18 protein-coding genes, 2 tRNA genes and 1 other RNA gene are annotated in these 21,077 nt (G+C 71.3%); 12 read left to right on the top strand and 9 right to left on the bottom strand.

Annotation, left to right across the window (positions count from 1 at the left end; translation table 11 throughout):
- Nucleotides 1-936 (bottom strand): cysteine synthase A, encoded by a 936-nt coding sequence (gene cysK / locus ACYVKZ_RS02815; protein WP_460990482.1) that lies wholly within the window; start codon nucleotides 934-936, stop codon nucleotides 1-3.
- Nucleotides 937-1,024: 88 nt separating this feature from the next.
- Nucleotides 1,025-1,549 carry a peptide-methionine (S)-S-oxide reductase MsrA gene (gene msrA, locus ACYVKZ_RS02820; RefSeq protein WP_460990483.1) on the bottom strand — a complete coding sequence of 175 codons (525 nt, stop codon included), beginning with the start codon at nucleotides 1,547-1,549 and terminating at the stop codon, nucleotides 1,025-1,027.
- Between the two features lie 159 nt (nucleotides 1,550-1,708).
- Here msrA and ACYVKZ_RS02825 point away from each other — a divergent pair, with 159 nt between their 5' ends.
- A complete protein-coding gene (locus ACYVKZ_RS02825; RefSeq protein ID WP_460990587.1) occupies nucleotides 1,709-2,545 on the top strand; it encodes a Nif3-like dinuclear metal center hexameric protein in 837 nt (278 codons plus the stop codon).
- Between the two features lie 61 nt (nucleotides 2,546-2,606).
- Nucleotides 2,607-3,341 carry a zinc ribbon domain-containing protein gene (locus ACYVKZ_RS02830; RefSeq protein WP_460990484.1) on the top strand — a complete coding sequence of 245 codons (735 nt, stop codon included), beginning with the start codon at nucleotides 2,607-2,609 and terminating at the stop codon, nucleotides 3,339-3,341.
- 15 nt (nucleotides 3,342-3,356) lie between these two features.
- Here ACYVKZ_RS02830 and ACYVKZ_RS02835 read toward each other — a convergent pair whose 3' ends face one another.
- Nucleotides 3,357-4,121, bottom strand: coding sequence for a YaaA family protein (locus ACYVKZ_RS02835; RefSeq protein WP_460990485.1), 765 nt, complete (start codon nucleotides 4,119-4,121; stop codon nucleotides 3,357-3,359).
- A gap of 65 nt (nucleotides 4,122-4,186) precedes the next feature.
- On the opposite strand from ACYVKZ_RS02835, the gene rnpB reads away from it, so the two are divergent.
- The 3 genes from rnpB (at nucleotide 4,187) to ACYVKZ_RS02850 (ending at nucleotide 6,548) form a co-directional block, all read left to right on the top strand.
- An RNA gene (gene rnpB / locus ACYVKZ_RS02840) (RNase P RNA component class A) lies at nucleotides 4,187-4,585 on the top strand.
- A 229-nt stretch (nucleotides 4,586-4,814) separates the two neighbouring features.
- Complete coding sequence (locus tag ACYVKZ_RS02845) at nucleotides 4,815-6,296, top strand: glyceraldehyde-3-phosphate dehydrogenase (protein WP_460990486.1); 1,482 nt, start codon at nucleotides 4,815-4,817, stop codon at nucleotides 6,294-6,296.
- Nucleotides 6,297-6,347: 51 nt separating this feature from the next.
- Nucleotides 6,348-6,548, top strand: coding sequence for a hypothetical protein (locus tag ACYVKZ_RS02850; protein WP_307008266.1), 201 nt, complete (start codon nucleotides 6,348-6,350; stop codon nucleotides 6,546-6,548).
- 81 nt (nucleotides 6,549-6,629) lie between these two features.
- Here the strand turns inward: ACYVKZ_RS02850 and def are convergent, their stop codons facing one another.
- From def to orn, 3 genes are all read right to left on the bottom strand, one after another.
- Entirely contained in the window at nucleotides 6,630-7,235 is a 606-nt protein-coding gene (gene def, locus ACYVKZ_RS02855) for a peptide deformylase (RefSeq protein ID WP_460990487.1), read from the bottom strand.
- A gap of 128 nt (nucleotides 7,236-7,363) precedes the next feature.
- Nucleotides 7,364-7,436: transfer RNA gene (locus tag ACYVKZ_RS02860), tRNA-His, on the bottom strand.
- 117 nt (nucleotides 7,437-7,553) lie between these two features.
- Nucleotides 7,554-8,207, bottom strand: a complete 654-nt coding sequence (gene orn / locus ACYVKZ_RS02865; protein ID WP_460990488.1) for an oligoribonuclease — start codon at nucleotides 8,205-8,207, stop codon at nucleotides 7,554-7,556.
- Nucleotides 8,208-8,313: 106 nt separating this feature from the next.
- Between orn and mptB (ACYVKZ_RS02870) the strand changes: the two genes are divergently transcribed.
- Nucleotides 8,314-9,873 (top strand): polyprenol phosphomannose-dependent alpha 1,6 mannosyltransferase MptB, encoded by a 1,560-nt coding sequence (gene mptB / locus ACYVKZ_RS02870; RefSeq protein ID WP_307008270.1) that lies wholly within the window; start codon nucleotides 8,314-8,316, stop codon nucleotides 9,871-9,873.
- A gap of 167 nt (nucleotides 9,874-10,040) precedes the next feature.
- Here the strand turns inward: mptB (ACYVKZ_RS02870) and ACYVKZ_RS02875 are convergent, their stop codons facing one another.
- Nucleotides 10,041-11,348: a glycosyltransferase 87 family protein gene (locus tag ACYVKZ_RS02875; protein ID WP_460990588.1), complete on the bottom strand. Its 1,308-nt coding sequence runs from the start codon at nucleotides 11,346-11,348 to the stop codon at nucleotides 10,041-10,043.
- A 222-nt stretch (nucleotides 11,349-11,570) separates the two neighbouring features.
- Between ACYVKZ_RS02875 and mptB (ACYVKZ_RS02880) the strand changes: the two genes are divergently transcribed.
- On the top strand, nucleotides 11,571-13,097 hold the full coding sequence (gene mptB / locus ACYVKZ_RS02880) for a polyprenol phosphomannose-dependent alpha 1,6 mannosyltransferase MptB (RefSeq protein WP_460990489.1): 1,527 nt from the start codon (nucleotides 11,571-11,573) through the stop codon (nucleotides 13,095-13,097).
- Nucleotides 13,094-16,054, top strand: a complete 2,961-nt coding sequence (locus ACYVKZ_RS02885; RefSeq protein ID WP_460990490.1) for a glycoside hydrolase family 2 TIM barrel-domain containing protein — start codon at nucleotides 13,094-13,096, stop codon at nucleotides 16,052-16,054. Before mptB (ACYVKZ_RS02880) ends, ACYVKZ_RS02885 begins: the two co-directional genes overlap by 4 nt.
- Nucleotides 16,055-16,145: 91 nt before the next feature.
- Here the strand turns inward: ACYVKZ_RS02885 and ACYVKZ_RS02890 are convergent.
- Nucleotides 16,146-16,218: transfer RNA gene (locus ACYVKZ_RS02890), tRNA-Arg, on the bottom strand.
- 183 nt (nucleotides 16,219-16,401) lie between these two features.
- On the opposite strand from ACYVKZ_RS02890, the gene ACYVKZ_RS02895 reads away from it, so the two are divergent.
- Together ACYVKZ_RS02895 and ettA are read left to right on the top strand one after the other, a co-directional pair.
- Nucleotides 16,402-17,016, top strand: coding sequence for a single-stranded DNA-binding protein (locus ACYVKZ_RS02895; protein ID WP_460990491.1), 615 nt, complete (start codon nucleotides 16,402-16,404; stop codon nucleotides 17,014-17,016).
- Between the two features lie 104 nt (nucleotides 17,017-17,120).
- Nucleotides 17,121-18,803 carry an energy-dependent translational throttle protein EttA gene (gene ettA, locus ACYVKZ_RS02900; RefSeq protein WP_460990492.1) on the top strand — a complete coding sequence of 561 codons (1,683 nt, stop codon included), beginning with the start codon at nucleotides 17,121-17,123 and terminating at the stop codon, nucleotides 18,801-18,803.
- Nucleotides 18,804-18,893: 90 nt separating this feature from the next.
- Here the strand turns inward: ettA and ACYVKZ_RS02905 are convergent, their stop codons facing one another.
- Nucleotides 18,894-19,796, bottom strand: a complete 903-nt coding sequence (locus ACYVKZ_RS02905; protein ID WP_460990493.1) for an acyl-CoA thioesterase — start codon at nucleotides 19,794-19,796, stop codon at nucleotides 18,894-18,896.
- Between the two features lie 82 nt (nucleotides 19,797-19,878).
- On the opposite strand from ACYVKZ_RS02905, the gene ACYVKZ_RS02910 reads away from it, so the two are divergent.
- The gene (locus ACYVKZ_RS02910) at nucleotides 19,879-20,376 is read left to right on the top strand and encodes an acyl-CoA thioesterase (RefSeq protein WP_460990494.1); all 498 of its coding nucleotides are present in this window, start codon (nucleotides 19,879-19,881) and stop codon (nucleotides 20,374-20,376) included.
- The gene (locus ACYVKZ_RS02915; protein ID WP_460990495.1) at nucleotides 20,373-21,047 is read left to right on the top strand and encodes a hypothetical protein; all 675 of its coding nucleotides are present in this window, start codon (nucleotides 20,373-20,375) and stop codon (nucleotides 21,045-21,047) included. Before ACYVKZ_RS02910 ends, ACYVKZ_RS02915 begins: the two co-directional genes overlap by 4 nt.
- The last annotated feature ends 30 nt before the right edge of the window (nucleotides 21,048-21,077 follow it).

The raw sequence follows: 21,077 nt of genomic DNA on the forward strand, positions 1-21,077 counted from the left end.
CTAGCCGCGGATGTCGTCGTACAGGACCGTGGAGATGTAGCGCTCGCCGAAGTCGCACACGACGGCGACGATCAGCTTGCCCTTGTTCTCCGGACGCTTGGCGAGCTCGAGCGCGCCCCAGACGATCGCGCCCGAGGAGATGCCGCCGAGGATGCCCTCCTGCGCGGCGAGCGCCCGGGCCGTTTCGACGGAGTCCTCGAGGGTCGCGTCGAGCACCTCGTCGTACACGTTCGTGTCGAGGATCTCCGGCACGAAGTTGGCCCCGAGGCCCTGGATCTTGTGCGGGCCGGCCGGCCCGCCGTTGAGGATGGCGGAGTCCTTCGGCTCGACGGCCACGACCTGCACGCCCGGCTTGCGCTCCTTCAGGACCTGGCCGACGCCGGTGATGGTGCCGCCGGTGCCGATGCCGCTGACGAAGATGTCCACGCCGCCGTCGGTGTCGTTCCAGACCTCCTCGGCCGTGGTGGCCCGGTGGACCTCCGGGTTGGCCGGGTTCGCGAACTGCTGGGCCCAGATCGAGTTCTCGGTGTTGGCGACGATCTCCTGCGCCTTCTCCACGGCGCCTCGCATGCCCTCCGAGCCCGGGGTGAGCACGATCTCGGCGCCGTAGGCGCGCAGCAGCACGCGGCGCTCGGTGGACATCGTCTCGGGCATCGTGAGGATCACCTTGTAGCCGCGGGCGGCGCCCACCATGGCCAGCGCGATGCCCGTGTTGCCGGAGGTGCCCTCCACGATCGTTCCGCCCGGCTTGAGCGCGCCCGCCTTCTCGGCAGCGTCGATGATGGCCACGCCGATGCGGTCCTTGACGCTGTTGGCCGGGTTGTAGAACTCGAGCTTGACAGCGACCTGGGCCTCCAGGCCTTCCGTGAGCCGGTTGAGCCGGACCAGGGGGGTGTTGCCGACCAGCTGCGTGACGTCGTCGTAGATGCGTGCCATGAGTCCTTAGCTTTCTGGAAATGGGCGTGACAGTTTGACCGTAGAGGCCGGCTGCGGCTTCAGCCTAGCCAGCGCGCCGAAGCGGCGGCTAGGAGGTCAGCCACTGCGAGTAATATTTTCTGGCCTTGGCGAGCTTGGGATTGATGATCACGCTGCAGTAGCCCGCGTCCGGGTTCTTCGCGTAGTAGTCCTGATGGAAGTCCTCGGCCGGGTAGAACGCGCCCGCCCGGCTCACCTCGGTCACGATTGGGGCGCTCCAGAGCGGCTGGTTGCGCTCGATCGCGCGCTCGAACAGGTCCTTCTCCTCATCCGTCAGGTAGAACATCGATGAGCGGTACTGGGTGCCGACGTCATAGCCCTGCCGATTGGGCGTGGTCGGATCGTGCAGGACGAAGAACAGGTCCAGCACGGTCTCCTCCGGGATGACCTCCTCGTCGAACGTCACCGCGACGACCTCGGCATGCCCCGTCATCCCGGAGCACACGCTGTAGTAGTCGGGGTCGGGGAAGTGGCCGCCGGTGTAGCCGGAGACCACCGATGAGACGCCGCGGGTCTTCTGGTAGACCGCGTCGAGGCACCAGAAGCAGCCGCCGCCCAGAATGAAAGTCTTCATGCTGCCTACAATGTCCGCAGCCCGCGGAAGATTCCCGAGAGAGGACCTCGCCTCGTGACAGAGCAGAACGGCCCCGTCCCGCTGGACGCATCCACCGGCCCCAGCGCCGAGCCCGGCGGCGAGGAGGCCCCCGAGGGCACTCCCGGCGCAGCAGAGGGGGTGACGCTCGCCGACGTCCTCCTGGCCATCGAGGAGCTCTGGCCCGAGTCCCTCGCCGAGGGATGGGACGCGGTGGGCCTCGTGACGGGGCGTCCCTCCCAGCCGGTGCGCAGGATCCTGTTCTGCGTCGACCCGGTCCTGGAGGTGATCGAGGAGGCCGCCGCGTGGGAGGCCGACCTCGTGGTGGCCCACCACCCGCTCCTGCTGCGCGGGGTGACGAGCGTCGCCGCGAACACCCCCAAGGGCCGCGCCGTGCACCGCCTCATCGAGTCGGGCACCGCCCTCGTGAGCGTCCACACGAACGGCGATTCCGCCGTGGGCGGCGTCTCCGACGTCCTCGCCGACGCGCTGGGGCTCGACGACGTCGCGCCGCTGACGAAGGCCGCCAACGGGCTTCCCGAGGAGGGGATCGGCCGCGTGGGCGACCTCGCCGAGCTCACGAGTCTGGGCGACCTGGCCGCGCGGCTCTTCGGAATCCTGCCGGCGGTGGCCGGCGGCGTCCGCGTCTCAGGCGACCGCGACGGGCTCGTGCGCCGGGTCGCGCTGTGCGGGGGAGCGGGCGACAGCCTGTTCGATGCCGTCCGTGCGGCGGAGGCCGACGTCTACATCACCGCGGACCTCCGCCACCACCCGGCCTCGGAGGCGCGGGAGGCTTCCGCGGACGGGCGCCCCTACCTCATCGACGTGAGCCACTTCGCGAGCGAATGGCTCTGGCTGCCCGCAGCCGCGTCCGCGCTCGACAACGTCCTCACCGACCAGGGCCACAGCCTCGACATCAGGGTCTCCACGATCAACACCGATCCCTGGGACTTCATCCTCACCCCCGGCGAGGGATAGAGTCGCAGCCACCGGCCGCCACCGCCACTCCATCCAGGGCAGCGGCCCCTAAGGAGGAACGATGCCCAAGGCCCCGGCCGCCGAACAGCTCAAGCTTCTCGGGCTGCAGGCCCTGGACGCCCGGCTGCGCTCCCTCGAGGTGCGCCGCCGGAGCCTCGAGGCGGACCCGCGGCTCGGCCCCGCGAAGGCGGCCCTCGAGCAGGCCTCCGCGGCGGCGCGCGACGCCGACCGGGCCGTCGCGGAGGCCGAGGCCGAGCTCGCCGGGATCGAGGCGAAGGTCTCGGAGACCTCCACGCGGATCGCGCGGGACGAGGACCGCATGTACGCGGGGGGCCTGTCGAAGGACCTCGAGGCCCTCCAGAAGGACATCGCAGGCCTGCGCGCTCGCCAGAGCGACCTCGAGGACGCCGAACTCGAGGTCCTCGAACGCCTCGACGGGCTGCGCTCGGCGCAGGGCATCGCGGCCGAGGCCCTCGGCGAAGCCCGCGGCGCGAGCGACGAGCTCCGGGCCGAGCTCGACGCCCAGCTCGCATCGATCGCCGCCGAGCGGGCCGCGGCGGCCGACGAGCGCGCCGCGTATGCCCAGGGCATCGAGCCAGGACTCGTAGGGGTCTACGAGAAGACGCTGGCCAAGCGGGGAGTGGGCGCCGCGCGCCTCTTCCACGGGACCTCCGAGGGGTCCGGCATGGCGCTGAGCCCGGGAGACCTCGCGGCGATCCGGAACGCCGCCGAGGACGACGTGGTCTTCTGCCCGGACTCCGGGTGCATCCTGGTCCGCTCGCCCGAGTGGGCCTGAGGGGCCGCTCCGGCCTCAGTCCCTGAGCACGAGCGCGAGCGAGTGTGGCCGGCGCGCGGTCCCGGGGAGGAGCTCCGCCTCCCATTTCTCGCGGGCGACGGCGAGCAGCGCCTCGGGAGTCGCCGGCGCCTTGCCGCGGCGGGTGAGCAGGTGCCGGACGAAGTCGCCCCGGTGGTGCTTGGCGAAGTGGCTCACGACGCTGCGCTTGCCGTCCCGCTCCCTGAACACATCGACCGTCACGGTCCCGGCCGGCGGCGGCGCATAGGCTGCGGCGTACGTGCTCGAGCGGCAGTCCACGACGAGTTCCCCGGCCGCGCGGTCCGCGAGGGCCTCGGCGAGGAGCGGCCTCCAGTACCCGGCGAGCCGCCCGAGCCCGGGCAGGGAGGCCGACATCGACAGCCGGTACGCCGGCACCCTGTCCGCGAAGCCCACGGCCCCCCACAGTGCGGAGACCACGACGACCCAGTCGTCGGCCCTGCGGCGCTGCGCCGGGGTCAGGCCCGCATAGCCGAGGGCCTCGTAGAGAACGCCCGAGTAGACGCCGTGGGCCGGCGCCGCCGGTTCCGTCGCGAGCCGGCGGTTCCGCTCGACGTCGTGCGCGAGCGACGGGCCGACCCCGAGGACTGCGAGGGCGTCTTCCCGACCGCTCACCTCGGCCAGCGCCTCCATGGCCTCCTTGCGGGCCACCTCGAGCTGCGGGAAGCTCAGCGAGCCGAGGTCGACGGCGGGGCCGGAGCGCGCGGGCGTCTTGCCCTCGGAGGGGGGAAGCAGGATGAGCACCACGGCATCGTACCCGGCGGCGGAGGGCGGGCGGAGCGCGGGCCTATAGACTGGGAAGTCGAGGACAGGTCGGCCGGGCGACCGCGGGGCGGTCTGGCGTATGCCAGGGCGCCGCGAGGAAAGTCCGGGCTCCGCAGGGCAGGGTGGTGGGTAACGCCCACTCGGGGTAACCCGCAGGCCAGTGCCACAGAGAACAGACCGCCGCGGACAGGCGCCTGGCGCCGCGTCCGCGGTAAGGGTGAAACGGCGGTGTAAGAGACCACCAGCTCCCCGGGCGACCGGGGAGGCTCGGTAAACCCCACCCGGAGCAAGGCCAGACAGGGCGCGATCGAGGGCTGCCCGCCCGAGCGCCCGGGTAGGCCGCTCGAGGCCGCCGGCAACGGCGGTCCTAGATGGATGGTCGCCTCCCGCGTCCGGGCAACCGGGCGCGGAGACAGAACCCGGCTCACAGGCCGGCCTGTCCTCGTCCCCGGCACCCGGTCGGCAGAACCGAGAGCCTGTGAGTGACTTCACAGGGCTCCCGGTCCCGCCGCCGGACTGCCGCACGTAGACTGGAAGAGAACGTAGAAGTTCTCCACGGGCCGGGCTCTGCGATCGCAGGACCGGCTCTTTTCATGCCCGCTGACCAAACCCCTGGACATCCACAGCGGGCATCCGCACGACGGCGTGCGAGAAGCAGAGAAAGGCACCTGTGTGAGCACAACGACGGAAACCGCACTCGGCACGTGGATCGGACGCGAGGCCGCCGCGGAGGAGATGATCCCGGTCATCGGCCGGCTCTACCGCCAGAACAACGTGGTGACCTCGGTCCACGGCCGCAGCCTCATCAACCAGTCCGTGGTCGGACTGCTCAAGGCCCACCGCTGGGCCCGCCAGATCGACAGCGAGGAGCTCGCCCTCGAGGAGACCCTCCCGATCCTCAAGGCGCTCGACACGCTGGAGCTCGGCGCGGCGTCGATCGACATCGCCCGCCTGAACGAGGCGTTCCGGGCCGAGGGTCAGACCCTCCCGCTCGAAGACTTCCTGCGGGCCGAACTCGCCGAGATCGTGGGCAAGCACGGCGCCGATCCCCGCACGGGCACCGACGTGGTGCTCTACGGCTTCGGCCGGATCGGCCGCCTGGTCGCGCGCATCCTCATCGAGCACGCCGGCGGCGGCGCGGGCCTGCGCCTGCGCGCCATCGTGGTCCGCAAGGGCTCCGACAAGGACCTCATCAAGCGCGCGAGCCTGCTGCGGCGCGACTCCGTGCACGGCGCCTTCGAGGGCACCATCACGGTGGACGAGGAGAACAGCACGATCCTCGCCAACGGCACCCTCATCCGGGTCATCTACTCGGACAGCCCGGCCACGGTCGACTACACGCAGTACGGCATCAACGACGCGATCGTCGTGGACAACACCGGCAAGTGGCGCGACGCAGAGGGCCTGGCCCAGCACCTGCAGAGCAAGGGCGTGGCCCGTGTGCTCCTGACCGCCCCCGGCAAGGGCGACCTGCCGAACATCGTGCACGGGATCAACCACACCTCGATCTCGGCCGACGACCGCATCGTCACGGCGGCCTCGTGCACGACCAACGCGATCACGCCGGTCCTGAAGGCCATCAACGACAGGTACGGGGTCATCCACGGCCACGTCGAGACCGTGCACTCCTTCACGAACGACCAGAACCTCATCGACAACTTCCACAAGGGCGACCGCCGTGGCCGCGCCGCGGGGCTCAACATGGTCATCACCGAGACCGGCGCCGCCAAGGCCGTGGCGAAGGCCCTGCCCGAGCTGGCCGGCAAGCTCACCGGCAACGCGATCCGCGTCCCCACCCCGGACGTGTCGATGGCGGTGCTCAACCTCAGCCTCGAGAACGAGACCACCAAGGACGAGGTCAACGCGTACCTGCGCGAGATGTCGCTGCACTCCGACCTGCGCAAGCAGATCGACTACATCGACTCGCCGGAGGTCGTCTCGAGCGATTTCGTCGGCTCGCGCCGCGCCGGGATCGTCGACGGCCTCGCGACGATCTCGACCGGGAAGAACCTCGTGCTGTACGTCTGGTACGACAACGAGTTCGGCTACAGCTCGCAGGTGGTCCGCGTCCTCGAGGACATGGCCGGCGACCACGCGCCGTCGTTCCCCGTGCAGACCGCGGCCGACGAGTACACCCTCGCAACATCTCGGTAGCAATCGGCGGGGAAGCTGGATTCGGCGCCGGCCCAGGGGCAAGATGCACCTATGGAAGCAACAGAGCATGAGAGCACGCTCGAGCACGCACTCGACGTCGCCAAGGCCAATGCCAAGCAGGCAAAGCTGCTCGTCGACCACGCGAAGGCGGCCCTTGCGCACGGGGATGTGACCCCCGAGCGCGTCGCCCAGCTGGAGGAGCTCCAGCGGGCGGCGGACGAGGACCTCCAGCGGGTCATCCGCGAGCAGTAGATCCCCGACTCGATGCGCGAAGGGCGCCGCACTACCCGGTGCGGCGCCCTTCCGCGTCAGCGTACGGCCCTGTCCGCCGTCTCAGATGTGCTCGTGCACGTCATGGTCGTGGTCGTCGTGGCCGAACGGGTCCGGGTCGACTCCCGGCATCCACTTCAGGCCCGGGACGCCCCACCCGTGCTTGCGCGCCGCCCGCCGCGCCTTCTTCGCATAGCGGTCGATCAGGCGGTCGACGTAGAGCCTGCCGTCGAGGTGGTCGTACTCGTGCTGCATGACCCGGCCGAACCAGCCTGTCGCGACGAACTCGAGCGGCTGCCCCTCGCCGTCGAACCCCTCGACCTTGACCCATTCAGCGCGCTGCAGCGGGTAGCCCTCGCCAGGGAAGGAGAGGCAGCCCTCCTCGTCCTCCTCGGGGTCCGGAGCGGCGCCCGAGATCTTGGAGAGGGTCAGGCGCGGGTTGACGATCGCGCCGCGGGGCGGGACGCCGTCGTCGTTGGTGAACTTGTACACGAAGACGCGCAGGCCGACCCCGATCTGGGGAGCGGCCAGGCCGACGCCGTGGGCGGCCTCATTCGTCTCGTGCATGTCCTCGATGAGGTCGTGCAGGGCGGCGTCGAACTCCGTGACCTCGGAGGCGCGGCGGTGGAGCACAGGCTCACCCCAGATGGTGATGGGACGGACGGCCACGGTGCGGCTCCTCTTCTGTGCCGGGGGCATTTCGCCCTCACGGATCGACGGGACGGCGAGGGACAACAACGAGGCCGCCGGGGACAACCCCGGCGGCCTCGTGGTGGCCGGAGACCCGGCCTCTTCGGGGTGAGTAACGGGGCTCGAACCCGCGACCTTCTGGACCACAACCAGACGCTCTGCCAACTGAGCTATACCCACCGCGTGCGCTGTTCGGGGAAGAAGCCGAGCTGGCTCAGCCGTCCTTCCCCGTGAAAGCAACGAGAAATAGTCTACCTGCTCCGCGGCGGTGCTCACGACCAAAACGGCCGCCCACGGCTAACTTTTTTCTGCGGTCTCCGGGCTCGCGGTAGTTCCTGCTGCGGCCGCGCCCGAGGTGATCCGCTCCGCCGCCTCGCGGGCCGCTGCGGAGTCGGGACCCGGTGCGGGGACGAACACCGTCTCGCGGTAGTAGCGCAGCTCGTCGATGGAGTCGCGGATGTCGCCGAGGGCCCGGTGGTTCCCGGTCTTGGGGGGCGACTGGAAGTACGCCCGCGGGTACCAGCGGCGGGCCAGCTCCTTGATGGTCGAGACGTCGATGACGCGGTAGTGCAGGTACTCGACGACCTCGGGCATGTCGCGGGCCAGGAAGATCCGGTCGGTCCCGACCGAGTTGCCGCCGAGCTGGGCCTTGTTCGGCTCCTTGACCCAGGTCCGGATGTAGGCCATGACCTCGGCCTGGGCCGCCTCCATGGTCATGCCGTGGGGCAGCTCGTCGAGCAGCTTCGATTCGGTGTGCATGGCGCGGACGAAGTCGCCCATGCCGGCCAAGGCCTCGTCGGAGGGCCTGATGACGACGTCGACTCCGTCGCCGAGGACGTTGAGCTCTGAATCGGTGACGAGGACGGCCACCTCGATGAGGGCATCGGCGACCGGGTCGAGGCCGGTCATCTCGCAGTCGATCCAGACGATGTGTTCGTTGCTGATGGGCACCCGCCAAGAGTACCGCCAGCCGGGGCCGGACCCCGGTTCCCGACGGGCCGGCCGAGGGCGCCGATGCTAGAATGAGCCTCTCCCGCACCGACCGAAGGGGTGGCCCATGTCCTCTCAGCGCCCTGCCCTGCCCGGGAGGATTCTCGAGCGGCTGGGCTCCCTGTGGACGTCGGTTCCCCCCGCGGGCGTGAACCAGCCCCCGCACTGGGCGCTGGGCCAGGGCTTCGTCGGCTCCCTGCTGATCGTGGTCGGATCCTTCGGGGTCGGCTGGCTCGCAGACGCCTCCCAGTTCAACCGCACTGCGCTCTTCATCATGCTGCGCACCGAGACGTGGGGCGTCACGGCCTGCATCATCGCGCTCGTGATCGGGGCCATGCTCCTCACCCGGTCCTGGCTGAGGCTCGGACAGCGGCTGCGCCACTGGGGGCCCGGGACGATCCGGCCCACCGTGGCGGCCGTCCTGCTCTGGGGGCTTCCGCTCGCGGCCGCGGTGCCCATCTACTCGCGGGACGTCTATGCCTACGTGGGGCAGGGCAGGCTCATGGCCGCCGGGCTGAACCCCTACGACACCGGAATCTCGAGCCTGAACAACTGGCTCGAGCTCGGCACGGACCCCTCCTGGGCCTCCACCCGCACCCCCTACGGGCCCTACTTCCTCTGGTTCGAACGCTGGATCGTGCAGCTCACCGGGGGCCAGCCGGACCTCTCCGTCCTGCTGTTCCGGGTCCTCGCCCTCGGCGGGGTGGCACTGTGCGCGTACTACGGCTACCGGCTCGCGGAGCTCCACGGGGTGGACGGCGCGCGGGCCGTGTGGCTGACCGTGGCGAACCCGCTCTTCCTCATCTCCTGCATCGCGAGCGCCCACAACGAGGCGCTCATGATCGGCTTCGCCGTGGCCGGCGTCTACTACGCGGCGCGCGGCAACTGGCTGGCGGGGATCGTCCTGACGACCCTCTCCATCGGGGTCAAGCCGATCACCGCCGTCGTCCTGCCGTTCATCGGCCTCCTCTGGGCCGGTCCCCGGGCCTCGTGGCCGCGCAAGTTCCTCTGCTGGACCGGCACGGGCCTCATCTGCCTGGGCCTGTTCGCCGTGAGCTCGCTCGTGTACGGCCTCGGATTCGGGTGGGTGAACGCGATCGTCGACCCCACGCCCGGGTTCATCGCCTACACGCCGTCCGGCTTCACGAGCAACATCGTGGCCGCCGTGCTCGGCGCGATGGGCCTCGACGGCGGCCATGCCGCCGAGGTCTACCGGGGCATCCTCAAATGGGCGGGCATCGCGGCCGCCGTCTGGCTCATCTTCCGCGGCGACGACCGGCAGGTGGTGCGCCGGCTCGGCCTCGCCTTCATGGCCATCGTGGTCCTCGGCCCCATCATCCAGCCGTGGTACGTCCTGTGGTTCTTCCCGTTCCTGGCGGTGACCGGGGTCCGCGACGACTGGCAGGTGAAGCTGTGGTACCTGACCGTCGTGTTCTTCGTGGTGTTCGGCGCCCAGGACCAGCTGCACGTGTTCGGGTTCGTGAACATCCCGCTTCCGCCCGATGCCCTCGCCGGGCTCGTGGCCCTGGCCTTCGTCGCCTATCTCGTCCTGCTCGACCCCAAGACGCGGCGCATCGTGTTCGAGCGCCCACGTGAGCGGGGCAGCAGCCGGACCAGCACCTTCTGACCTGACCGTTCGGCGGACCGGCGCGGCCGGGGTTCGGGCGGGGGGCTGTCCGCCGGCACCCGTCAGCCAGGATCCGCGGCGGCCTCGTCATACGTCAGCAGGGCCCGCCGGCGGCCCCATCCGACGCCGGCAGGGCCCGCTGTCGGCCCCGGCCGGGCGTCGTCGTCCTAGCGGCGGGCGTCGAGCTCTGGCTCGGCGGGCGCGCCGCGCCGTCCGAGCCGCACGAGGCGGATCGCGGACCACACGAACAGGATCACGAGCAGCACGTTCCGCACGGTGAGGACCACGGCCATGAGCGGGTTGTTGTGGCTGAGCGCGTCGTAGAACAGCGGGTAGATGAAGTACGTGGCGACCGCGATGCCGAGCAGGAGCCGCGCCGGGACCCGCCAGGCGGCGCGGTCCTGGGCGATGCCGAGCGCCACGACGGGGCCGAGCCAGACCATGAACTGCGGCGAGCCGACCTTGTTGAACACGATGAACGCGCTCACCATCGCGAGGGCCCCGGCGAGCAGGAGCTCCGAGCGGTCCTCGTGCCCGCGCTTCTTCCCCTCGTGGAGGGCCCAGAAGATGGTTCCCGCGATGGCGGCGGCGACCAGGACGAACAGCGGCTGCATGAGGGCGGATGCCACCGTCGATCCGGGGCCGTCCACCTGCATCGAGTTGATCTCGGTGTTCATGTACATGTGCGCGCCACCGAGTCGGAGGACCGACATCCACAGCCACGGCGTGGTGAACGTGGCCTCGAGCTGCATGCCGCGTGAGCCCTGGGTGGTGAGGAAGTCGAGCAGGTGGCCGAGCACGCCGAGGGCCGCGGCGGCCGCGACCACCCCGGCCGTGACGAGTGCGGCGCCGACGATGACCTTCCAGCGGTCCCTGACGACGGCGAAGAGCGGCAGGAGGGCGGCGGCGGGCCAGATCTTCATCCACGTGGCGAAGGCGAGGATGGCCGAGGCGGCGAACGGGCTGGCGACGCCGAGGCTCAGGCCCATGAGCACGATCGGCGCGGTCACGCCGTCGACCCTGGCGAAGCCCAGCAGGCCCATGAGGGCGATGAACACGAGCCACCACCACCCGGCGCGGACGCCTTCGGCCTTCCTGCCCCAGCCGCTGAGGATTCCGAGCGCGGCACCGTTGAGCAGCGAGGTGAGCACGACCCACAGGATGAGGAACGGGCCCGGACCGGCCAGCCCAGAGATCCAGATGGGGAGGAGCCCGACCATCGGGTAGACCCACGGCGAGGGCTGCACGTTCTGCGGGAAGCCGTCCGCGGCCCAGGCGCGGTAGATGTTCGTGTCGCTGAACGCCTGCCCCTGGAAGACGAAGATGGAGAGGTAGGCCAGGTAGCCGAGGTGGACGGCGAGGTAGCCGGTCAGCAGGCCGGCGGGGGAGAGGAGCCACGCGGTGACGCGGCGGGGCTGGGCGGCGCGGCTCTCGTCCGCAGGCTGGCTCTTGTCCGCGGGGCGGGCAGGCTGGATGGAAATGGCTGTTCTCCTCGCTACGGACCGGCGGGCCGCACGGGGGCTCGCGACCGCCCGCAAGTCTACCAGCGGGCCCCTGCGCCGCCGGGGCAGCGGCGGCCGGCTGGTAGCATCGGGAGGACGTCATGCCGACGGGGACGGCGCCCAGCGGGCGGCCTCCGTCCGGCGTTTGAGAGACAGCGCTTCCGAGCCAGCGCTTCCGAGACAGTAGGGACCTTGATGCCTCAGCCTCCGGCAGGCGGCAGCCTGAGCGTCCCCCGTGCCGCGGGCACCATCGCCGGGCTTCCGGGCGACGGCCGCATTGCCGTGTGGCAGGGGGCGGCCTCCGCGCTCGCCATGGCCGTGGGCGGCTTGGGCGTGGGCTGGATGGCGAACGGGTCCTCGCTCATCCGCGTTCCGTTCTTCATCCTCCTGCGGGACAACCCCGTCCTCGTGGTGCTGTGCACGGTCCTCGTCGCCTCCGGCGGCCTCCTGCTCGTTCGGGCATGGCTGCGCCTCGGGCAGCGCGTGGGGGACTGGTCGGAGGTGCACCCCCGCGTGGCCGTCCGGATTGCCGCGCTCTGGTGCGCTCCGTTCATGCTCACCTTTCCGCTGCTGAGCCGTGACGTGTACGCCTACATCGGCCAGGGCCGGCTGATGGCGGCTGGGCTCGATCCGTACGTGAACGGCATCTCCGCGCTGAACAACTACCACAACCTCGGACCCGACTCGCTGTGGACCGAGGCGCCGACGCCCTATGGGCCGCTGTTCCTGTGGATCGAGCAGGGCATCGTCTGGCTCAGCGGCGGGAACCTCGAGGTGGCGATCGCGCTGTTCCGCCTCGTGGCCGTCGGCGGCGTGGCCCTGTGCGCCGTCGCCGTGATCGGCCTCGCCGAGCACTTCGGACTCGGGGCGTCCAAGACGCTGTGGCTGACCGTGGTCAACCCGCTGTTCGTCATCAACTTTGTCGCCAGCATCCACAACGACGCGCTCATGCTCGGCCTGCTGCTGCTCGGGCTCCTCGCATCCGTGCGGGGCCGGCACGTGCTCGCGGTCCTCATCGTGACGGTATCCATCCTCATCAAGCCGATCACCATCCTCGCACTGCCCTTCCTCGGCCTCATGTGGGCCGGGAGGGACGCCGGCTGGGGCCGGCGCATCGGGTACTGGGCCGCGACCGCGGCGATCGCCCTGGCGCTGCTCGCCGCCGCCGGCGCCGCCTCCGGCCTCTGGTTCGGGTGGGTCCCGGCGATGGCCACGCCCGGCACACTGTGGATCTGGTACGCGCCCTTCGGCCTGCTCTCGGTCGTCGCCGGCTGGGCCACCCAGCTCGCCGGCGGGGACCCGGACCTGGTCGCCGGCCTCATCAAGCGCGTCGGGACGATCGTGGGGGCGGTCATCGCCCTGTGGTTCATCGTGCGGGGCCGGAGCGCGGAGGTGTTCCTCCGCATGGCCCTCGCCTTCACCGCGGTGGTCATGACCGCATCGATGATCCAGCCCTGGTACATCACGTGGCTCATGGCGCTGTTCGCCCTCGTCGGCGTGCGGAAGGGCTGGCCGCTGCTCACCTACTACCTCGTGACCATGTTCTTCACCGTCATCGCCATCACCGACCAGCTCGACGTGTTCGAGTGGATCCCGCTCGCGGCGGTGCGAGGCGTGGCGATCGTGCTGAGTGTGGCCTTCGTCGCCTACATGGTGCTGTGGGACTGGAAGACCCGGGTCCTCTTCGCCCCGCTGATCCCCTCCCGCAGCAGGACCCCATGACCGCCGCGAGGCAGCGGCACGCATGGTTCTCCGACACGGCTCCGCACCACGGCGCGCTGGCGCCGCGCGCGCACCTGGACACCGACGCCGCCCGTCTGCCGCTCGACGGCGACTGGGCCTTCCGCTGTTCTCCCACCGCCGCGGGCACCGCGGGCTTCGAGACGGCAGGCTTCGACGACCGCGCCTGGGACCGGGTGCGCGTCCCGCACTGCTGGCAGCTTGAGGGCGTTCCCGGGCCGCCCCGGTATTCGGCCCCGGCGTACACGAACGTCACGTACCCGTTCCCCCTGGACCCGCCCGACGTGCCGGACGAGAACCCGACGGGGGAATACCGCCGCAGCTTCGACCTGCCCGCCGCCCCCGCAGGCGGCCGCTGGGTCATCCGTTTCGAGGGCGTGGACTCGGCCTTCGAGGTCTACCTCAACGGGGACCGGATCGGTGATGCGGTGGGCTCACGGCTCACGCACGAGTTCGACGTCACCGCGAGCGTGCGCCCCACGGGCAACCTGATCGCCGTGCGGGTCCACCAGTGGTCTGCCGGCTCGTACCTCGAGGACCAGGACATGTGGTGGCTCTCGGGCATCTTCCGCCCGGTCACCCTCCTCCACCGGCCCGTGGACGGGATCGAGGATCTGTTCGTCCACGCCGGCTTCGACGCCGCGACCCGCGAGGGCCGGCTCCTCGTCGAGGGCCCCTCCGGCGCCGTCGTGCGGATCCCCGGCCTGGGCATCGACGCTCCGGTGAACGAGCCGCTCGTGGTGCCGGACGTCGAGCCGTGGAGCGCGGAGACGCCCAGGCTGTACCGCGGGACGGTCTCGACGCCGGGGGAGACCGCCAGGATCGCCGTCGGCTTCCGCACGGTCGCCATCGCGGACGCGACCCTCACCGTCAACGGCGCCCCGCTCGCGCTGCGGGGCGTGAACCGGCATGAGTGGCATCCGCGCACGGGCCGTGCGCTCGACCTCGACACGATGCGCACGGACATCGAGCTCATGAAGCGGCACAACGTCAACGCCGTGCGCACGAGCCACTATCCACCGGATGCCCGCTTCCTCGCCCTGTGCGACGAATACGGCCTGTGGGTCCTCGACGAATGCGACCTCGAGACGCACGGCTTCGAGAAGGTCGGCTGGCACCGGAACCCGAGCGGGGAGGCCGGCTGGCGCGAGGCGTTCCTGGACCGCATGGCCCGCACCGTCGAGCGCGATAAGAACCACCCCTGCGTCATCGGCTGGTCCCTGGGCAACGAATCCGGGCGCGGGGCCAACCTCGAGTCGATGGCCGCATGGACCCGGCAGCGCGACCCGGAGCGGTTCATCCACTACGAGGGCGACTGGGACAGCGCCTACGTCGACGTGTACTCCCGCATGTACGCCGACCACGCCGAGACGGAGCTCATCGGCCGCGGCGAGGAACCGCCTGCGGCGGACCGGGCAGCGGACGCGCACCGGCGGGCCCTGCCGTTCGTCCTGTGCGAGTACGCCCACGCGATGGGCACGGGGCCCGGCGGCCTCGCCGAGTACGCCGCGCTGTTCGACGCGTACCCCAGGATCGCCGGCGGCTTCGTCTGGGAGTGGATCGACCACGGCATCGCCCAGCGCGTTTCGGCGGGGCACGGCGCGGGCCGGGAGTTCTTCGCCTACGGCGGCGACTTCGGCGAGGACGTCCACGATGGCAACTTCGTCGCGGATGGCCTCCTCTTCCCAGACCGTCGTCCTTCGTCCGGGCTCAGCGAGCTTGCCGTGGCCTACGCGCCCCTCGTGCTCGAGCCGGGCCCCGGCAGCGTGCGCGTCCGCTCGCGCCTGGCCCACCGGGACACCTCCCACCTCGCGTTCCGGTGGCGCATCGAGGACGACGGCGCCGCGGTCGCCTCGGGCCTCCTCGAGGTCCCCGCGCTGGAGCCGGGAGGCTGTGCCGAGGTCCCGCTGCCGGCTGCCGCCGCGCCCCCGGGTCCGCTCCCGGGCAGCGAGCGGTGGCTCACCGTGTCCGCGCACCTGGCGGAGTCCGCCCCGTGGGCCGGCGCCGGGCACGAGGTCGCGTTCGCCCAGGCCCGGCTGGACCGGCCAGCGGAAGCGTCCCGCGGTCCGAGCAGGCCCGCTGGGGACGCGCCCTGCCGTCCCCGCGCGGCCGGCGGCTGGGACCTCGGCCCGGGCCGCTTCGACGCCGCGGGGAGGCTGACCCTGCTGGCAGGGCTCCCGATGGTCGGGCCCCGGCTGGACCTGTGGCGTGCGCCCACCGACAACGACGAACGGGCCCCCGGGTCGGCTCCGGCCGCCGCCTGGCGTGCGCTGGGCCTCGACCGGCTCCGGCACCGGACCGTCTCGGTCGCCGAGGAGGAAGGGGCCCTGAGCGTCGTCTCGCACGTCATGCCCGCGGGCAGCGACGTGGGCTACGAGGTCGAGTACCGCTGGCACGCGCACGACGGCGGGCTGCACCTGGACGTCGTCGGCTCGCCTCTGGGCGCCTGGCAGGTCCCGGTGCCGCGCCTGGGGGTGCGCCTTGCCGTCCCCGCCGCGCTGGACCGCGTCGAATGGCTCGGGCTGGGGCCCGGGGAGTCGTATCCGGACGCGCTGGCAGCGGTCCGCCAGGGCAGCTTCTCCGTGGACGTCGCAGAGCTCCAGGAGCCCTGCGTCCGGCCGCAGGAGAACGGCGCCCGGCGCGGGGTGCGCCGCGCAGCGCTCTCCGGGGGAGGGGCGGGGCTGACCATCACGGGTGACCCGTTCATCTTCACGGGCCGCCGCTGGACCAGCGAGGCCCTCGATGCGGCGGCCCACCCGACGGACCTGGTGCCCGACCCCGACTGGCTGTGGGTCACCCTCGACGCGGAGCACCACGGCCTTGGTACCGGCGCGTGCGGGCCCGTGGAACTGCCGCAGTACCGACTCGATGCCCGCCGGTTCCGGCTCTCGCTCGACTTCCGCGCCGAGGGACCCGGCCGGAACAGGTCCGCGGACTAGGCCGAGACCGGCGGGCACCCCCGGCGCGCGGACCGGGGGTGCCCTGGATGTCGGCCGGGGCTCGGCGGAAAGGGCCCGGGACACCGCGGAGCGCCCCAGGAGGGAATCGAACCCCCGACCAAGAGATTAGAAGGCTCCTGCTCTATCCTCTGAGCTACTGGGGCGGGCCTGTGAAAGTCTATCCCGCACCGCCCGGCACTGTCGCACGCCGTCCTCTTCTCCTCCACACCCCCCGCCTCGGTGGCGCCGTCCACATACGCGCCGGACGCGCTTCTGCCGCACCCGGCCCGCCGAGAGGCTGGTTCCGGGCCCTCCATACCGCAGGGCCCGGACTTGGAGGTCTTCTGATGAACGACACGATCACCCTGCGCGGCTGGGTCGGCACCGAGCCGACGGTCGGACTCACCCGGCACAACACGCCGTACTGCCGGTTCCGGATGTCCGTGAACGACCGGCGGTTCGACCGCGAGCGCCAGTCGTGGGTCGACAACCACACGAGCTGGTACAACATCCAGTGCTACGGGCCCATGGCGGAGAACGTCGCCGACAGCGTCCGCAAGGGCCACCGGCTGATCGTCATGGGGCGCCTGCAGATCAGGAACTTCGAACGCGCCGACGGGACACCGGGCACTGAGGCGGACATCATCGCCGCTTCCGTCGGCCACGACCTCGCCCTCGGCATGGGCCGGTGGAACCGCCGACGGGACGAGCCCACGCCGCTCGCGCGGGCCGCCGAGGCCGTGGACGGGGTCGGCGTCGTCGACCCGGTCACCGGGGAGGTCGCCGCCGCCGGGCCGGCCGAGGAGCCCTTCCTCGGGGCGCCGCCCGACCTCGACGACGAGGATGCCTACCCCTCCGGACACGAGTCCGCGGAGGACTACGGGGGAGCGGGTCCGGAGGGACGCGACGGGGCCGAGGGCGGCGCGGACGCTGGCCCCGGGGAGCGGCTCATGTCCGCGTGAGCAGGCGGACGCGGGCAGGGGAGCCCCAACGGCTGGCCGGACGGGCTCCCCGCCGGCGGTGCCCGGATGTGTGATCATCCGCGCGAAGCACTAGATTTAAGGCCATGGCGGAATTCATCTACACCATGACCAAGGCCCGCAAAGCCGTAGGGGACAAGGTCATCCTCGACGACGTGAGCATGTCGTTCTTCCCCGGAGCCAAGATCGGCGTCGTGGGGCCGAACGGTGCCGGCAAGTCGACCATCCTCAAGATCATGGCGGGCCTCGATACCCCGTCGAACGGCGAGGCCCGGCTCTCCCCGGGCTACAGCGTCGGCATCCTCCTCCAGGAGCCGCCGCTGAACGAGGACAAGACGGTCCTCGGGAACGTGCAGGAGGGCGTCGGCGAGATCTACGGCAAGATCCAGCGCTTCAACCAGATCTCCGAGGAGATGGCGAACCCCGACGCCGACTACGACGCGCTGCTCGAGGAGATGGGCAAGCTCCAGGAGGCCATCGACGCCGCGGACGCCTGGGACCTCGACTCCCAGCTCGAACAGGCCATGGACGCCCTGCGGTGCCCGCCGCCGGACGCCGACGTGAAGGTCCTCTCGGGCGGTGAGCGCAGGCGCGTCGCGCTGTGCAAGCTTCTGCTGCAGAAGCCGGACCTCCTGCTGCTCGACGAGCCGACCAACCACCTCGACGCCGAGAGCGTCCTCTGGCTCGAGCAGCACCTCTCCGACTACCCCGGGGCCGTGCTCGCGGTGACCCACGACCGCTACTTCCTCGACCACGTCGCCCAGTGGATCTGCGAGGTGGACCGCGGCCGGCTCTACCCCTACGAGGGCAACTACTCGACCTACCTCGAGAAGAAGCGGGCCCGCCTCGAAGTCCAGGGCAAGAAGGACGCGAAGCTCGCCAAGCGCCTCTCCGAGGAGCTCGACTGGGTCCGGTCCAACGCGAAGGGCCGCCAGACGAAGTCCAAGGCCCGCCTCGCCCGCTACGAGGAGATGGCCGCCGAGGCCGAGCGCACGCGCAAGCTCGACTTCGAGGAGATCCAGATCCCGCCGGGCCCGCGTCTTGGCCAGCTCGTCATCGAGGCCAAGGACCTCAAGAAGGGCTTCGGGGACCGTGTGCTCATCGACGGGCTCTCGTTCTCCCTGCCGCGCAACGGCATCGTCGGCGTCATCGGACCCAACGGCGTCGGCAAGACCACGCTCTTCAAGACGCTGGTCGGCCTTGAGCCCCTCGACGGAGGCGAGCTCAAGATCGGCGATTCGGTCAAGATCTCCTACGTCGACCAGGGCCGCGGCGGCATCGACCCGAACAAGACCCTGTGGGAGGTCGTCTCCGACGGGCTAGACCACATCCAGGTCGGCCAGGTCGAGATGCCCTCGCGCGCCTACGTCTCCGCGTTCGGGTTCAAGGGTCCTGACCAGCAGAAGAAGGCCGGCGTGCTCTCCGGCGGAGAGCGCAACCGGCTCAACCTCGCGCTGACGCTCAAGCAGGGCGGAAACCTCCTCCTGCTCGACGAGCCCACGAACGACCTCGACGTCGAGACTCTCTCGAGCCTCGAGAACGCGCTGCTCGAGTTCCCCGGCTGCGCCGTCGTGGTCTCCCACGACCGCTGGTTCCTCGACCGCGTGGCCACCCACATCCTCGCCTACGAGGGCACGGACGAGGACGAGTCGAACTGGTACTGGTTCGAGGGCAACTTCGAGTCGTACGAGCAGAACAAGGTGGAGCGCCTCGGCCCCGACGCGGCCAAGCCCCACCGGGTCACCCACCGCAAGCTCACCCGCGACTGACGGCGGCCGCACTGGTCAGGGGAAGGGGCCGGCCGCAACGGCCGGCCCCTTCGTCTGCGCCAGGGCTTCTGTGCCAGGGCTTCGTGGCCCCTAGGCCGGGCCCTCCAGATAGGGCAGGCGGACCATGCCCTCCTGCGCAACGCTGGCCACATGGACCCCGCTGCGGCTGAACACCTTGCCGGCGCCCAGCCCGCGGGCGCCCTGGGCGCTGGGCGACTCCTGGACGTAGAGCAGCCACTCGTCCACCCGGACCGGGCGGTGCCACCACATGGCGTGGTCGAGGCTCGCGACGCTCATCCCGGGGGTGATCCATGAGAGGCCGTGGCGCCGCAGGACCGGCTCCAGCAGCGTGTAGTCGCTCGCGAACGCCAGTGCCGCGCGGTGGAGCATGCCGTCGTCGGGCATCGGCTCGATGGTCTTCATCCAGACCGCATTCCGGGCGACATGCGGGCCCGAGGTCGAGATGTAGATCGCCGGGTCCACGTGCCGGACGTCGAACGGGCGGTCGAAGGCCCAGTACTGCGCCACCGGGTGGTCGATCTCCCCCAGGAGGTCTGCAGTGCTCGGCAGCGACTCGGGGTCGGGGATCCCCTCGGGCATGGCCGACTGGTGCTCGACGCCCTCCGACTCCTCCTGGAACGAGGCGATCATCGACAGGATCGGGTTGCCGTCCTGGTAGGCGTGCACCTGCCGCGCCGAGAAGGAGCGCCCGTCCCGCAGGCGCTCGACCCCGAACGTGATGGACTTGTCCGCGTCGCCCGGGCGCAGGAAGTAGGCGTGCATCGAGTGGACGGGGCGATCCCCGGTGACCGTGCGCGACGCGGCCACCAGGCTCTGCGCGAGGACCTGTCCGCCGAAGACCCGGTGCCGCGGCTGCCGCTCGCTCGGGCCGACGAAGACGTCTTCGTCGGTGCGGGCACCTCCCAGATCGTCGAGGTCCAGAAGGGTCAGCAGGGTTCCGGTGGGCCCGGAACGGCGCGCGGGTGACGTCATGGCACGACATTAGACGCACCGGCCAGCCCGCTGCCAGCCAGCGGGGGCGGAGGGCCTCCTGCGCTGGTGCGAAGATGGGTCCATGCCCTCCGCCTACCGGTTCCCCCTCCAGCTGCGCTTCGGCGACGTCGACTCCTACGGCCACGTGAACAACGTGCGGTTCCTCCAGTTCCTCGAGGATGCCCGTGTCCACTGGCTCCGCGAGCCGCTCAGGAGTGCGGACCGCGAGGACGGCGCCCAGACGCTCGCGGACCTGGTGACGGCGGAGAACTTCACCCTGGTGGGCCGGCACGAGATCGAGTACCTCGCTCCGCTCATGTACCGCCGCGAGCCGGTGGCCGTGGACCTCTGGGTGACAAGGGTCGGCGGATCGAGCTTCGACCTCGGCTATGCCGTGGTCGATCCCGAGGACGGGGCCGTGTGCGCCAACTGCTCGACGTCGATGGTGCTCGTGAGCCGGTCGACCGGCCGGCCGGTGCGGCTGCCCGAGGCGATGCGCTCGGAATTCGCCCACTTCGCCGGCCCCGACGTGCCCTTCCGCCGCCGCCCGCCGCTTCCGGCCGAGGCGGGGCAGCCGTGAGGGCGGCGGGCCCGGACACGGTGCTGGACCTCGGGGATCCGCACGCGGTCGAGGACCTGCGGGTCTTCCTCTCCCGGGCGCGCGCCATCGAGGACGGCGCCGTACGGCTCCAGGCCGTTGGCAGCGTGCTGGCCGCCTACGTGCTCGTCATGGGCCCGCGGGCCCTCGGAGAGCCCGTCCCGACGGTCCTGGGGCTCCGGACTGCCGGCCTCGCCACGCCGGCCCAGGCCGACGTGACCGTGACGATGGCCTCGGTGTTCGACCGGCTCGCACGCCTCGGCGCCTCGGGGACCGAACTCGAGCTTCCGCCCGCGCAGACGCGCGCGCCCTGGGCCGCGGTCACGCCGCCGCGCGGGCCCTGGATCCCCGAGGGCGAGGTCGACGCAGAGGCAGTGCGGGCCGCCGCCGCGGCGGGCATCGCCGAGGTCGTCGGTGCCGTCCCGGACCAGCCTGGCGCGGCGGTGGTGCAGGGCGTGCGTGCAGCCGTGTGGGGACGGGACCTCGGGCCGTGCCCGGCCCTCCCGGCAGGGGCAGCCTTCGCGGCCCACATGCTCGGCTTCATCACGCCGGGGGAGGACCTGCAGCGGTTCTCCTGCGGTCCGTGGTCCCGGCTGTCCTCGAGCCGGGGACACGTGCTGTGCCGGCGCGCCCCCGTCCTGCAGGGCGGCTAGCCTCCGGGCGACGGGGATACCGCGGCGGGT

The sequence above is a fragment of the Sinomonas soli genome, assembly GCF_054782415.1.

Excerpts from the sequence above, each read along its gene's own strand:
- cysK (WP_460990482.1), bottom strand. The coding sequence starts at position 936 with ATGGCACGCATCTACGACGACGTCACGCAGCTGGTCGGCAACACCCCC.
- msrA (WP_460990483.1), bottom strand. The coding sequence starts at position 1,549 with ATGAAGACTTTCATTCTGGGCGGCGGCTGCTTCTGGTGCCTCGACGCG.
- ACYVKZ_RS02830 (WP_460990484.1), top strand. The coding sequence starts at position 2,607 with ATGCCCAAGGCCCCGGCCGCCGAACAGCTCAAGCTTCTCGGGCTGCAG.
- ACYVKZ_RS02850 (WP_307008266.1), top strand. The coding sequence starts at position 6,348 with ATGGAAGCAACAGAGCATGAGAGCACGCTCGAGCACGCACTCGACGTC.
- mptB (WP_307008270.1), top strand. The coding sequence starts at position 8,314 with ATGTCCTCTCAGCGCCCTGCCCTGCCCGGGAGGATTCTCGAGCGGCTG.
- mptB (WP_460990489.1), top strand. The coding sequence starts at position 11,571 with ATGCCTCAGCCTCCGGCAGGCGGCAGCCTGAGCGTCCCCCGTGCCGCG.
- ACYVKZ_RS02885 (WP_460990490.1), top strand. The coding sequence starts at position 13,094 with ATGACCGCCGCGAGGCAGCGGCACGCATGGTTCTCCGACACGGCTCCG.
- ACYVKZ_RS02895 (WP_460990491.1), top strand. The coding sequence starts at position 16,402 with ATGAACGACACGATCACCCTGCGCGGCTGGGTCGGCACCGAGCCGACG.
- ettA (WP_460990492.1), top strand. The coding sequence starts at position 17,121 with ATGGCGGAATTCATCTACACCATGACCAAGGCCCGCAAAGCCGTAGGG.
- ACYVKZ_RS02905 (WP_460990493.1), bottom strand. The coding sequence starts at position 19,796 with ATGACGTCACCCGCGCGCCGTTCCGGGCCCACCGGAACCCTGCTGACC.
- ACYVKZ_RS02910 (WP_460990494.1), top strand. The coding sequence starts at position 19,879 with ATGCCCTCCGCCTACCGGTTCCCCCTCCAGCTGCGCTTCGGCGACGTC.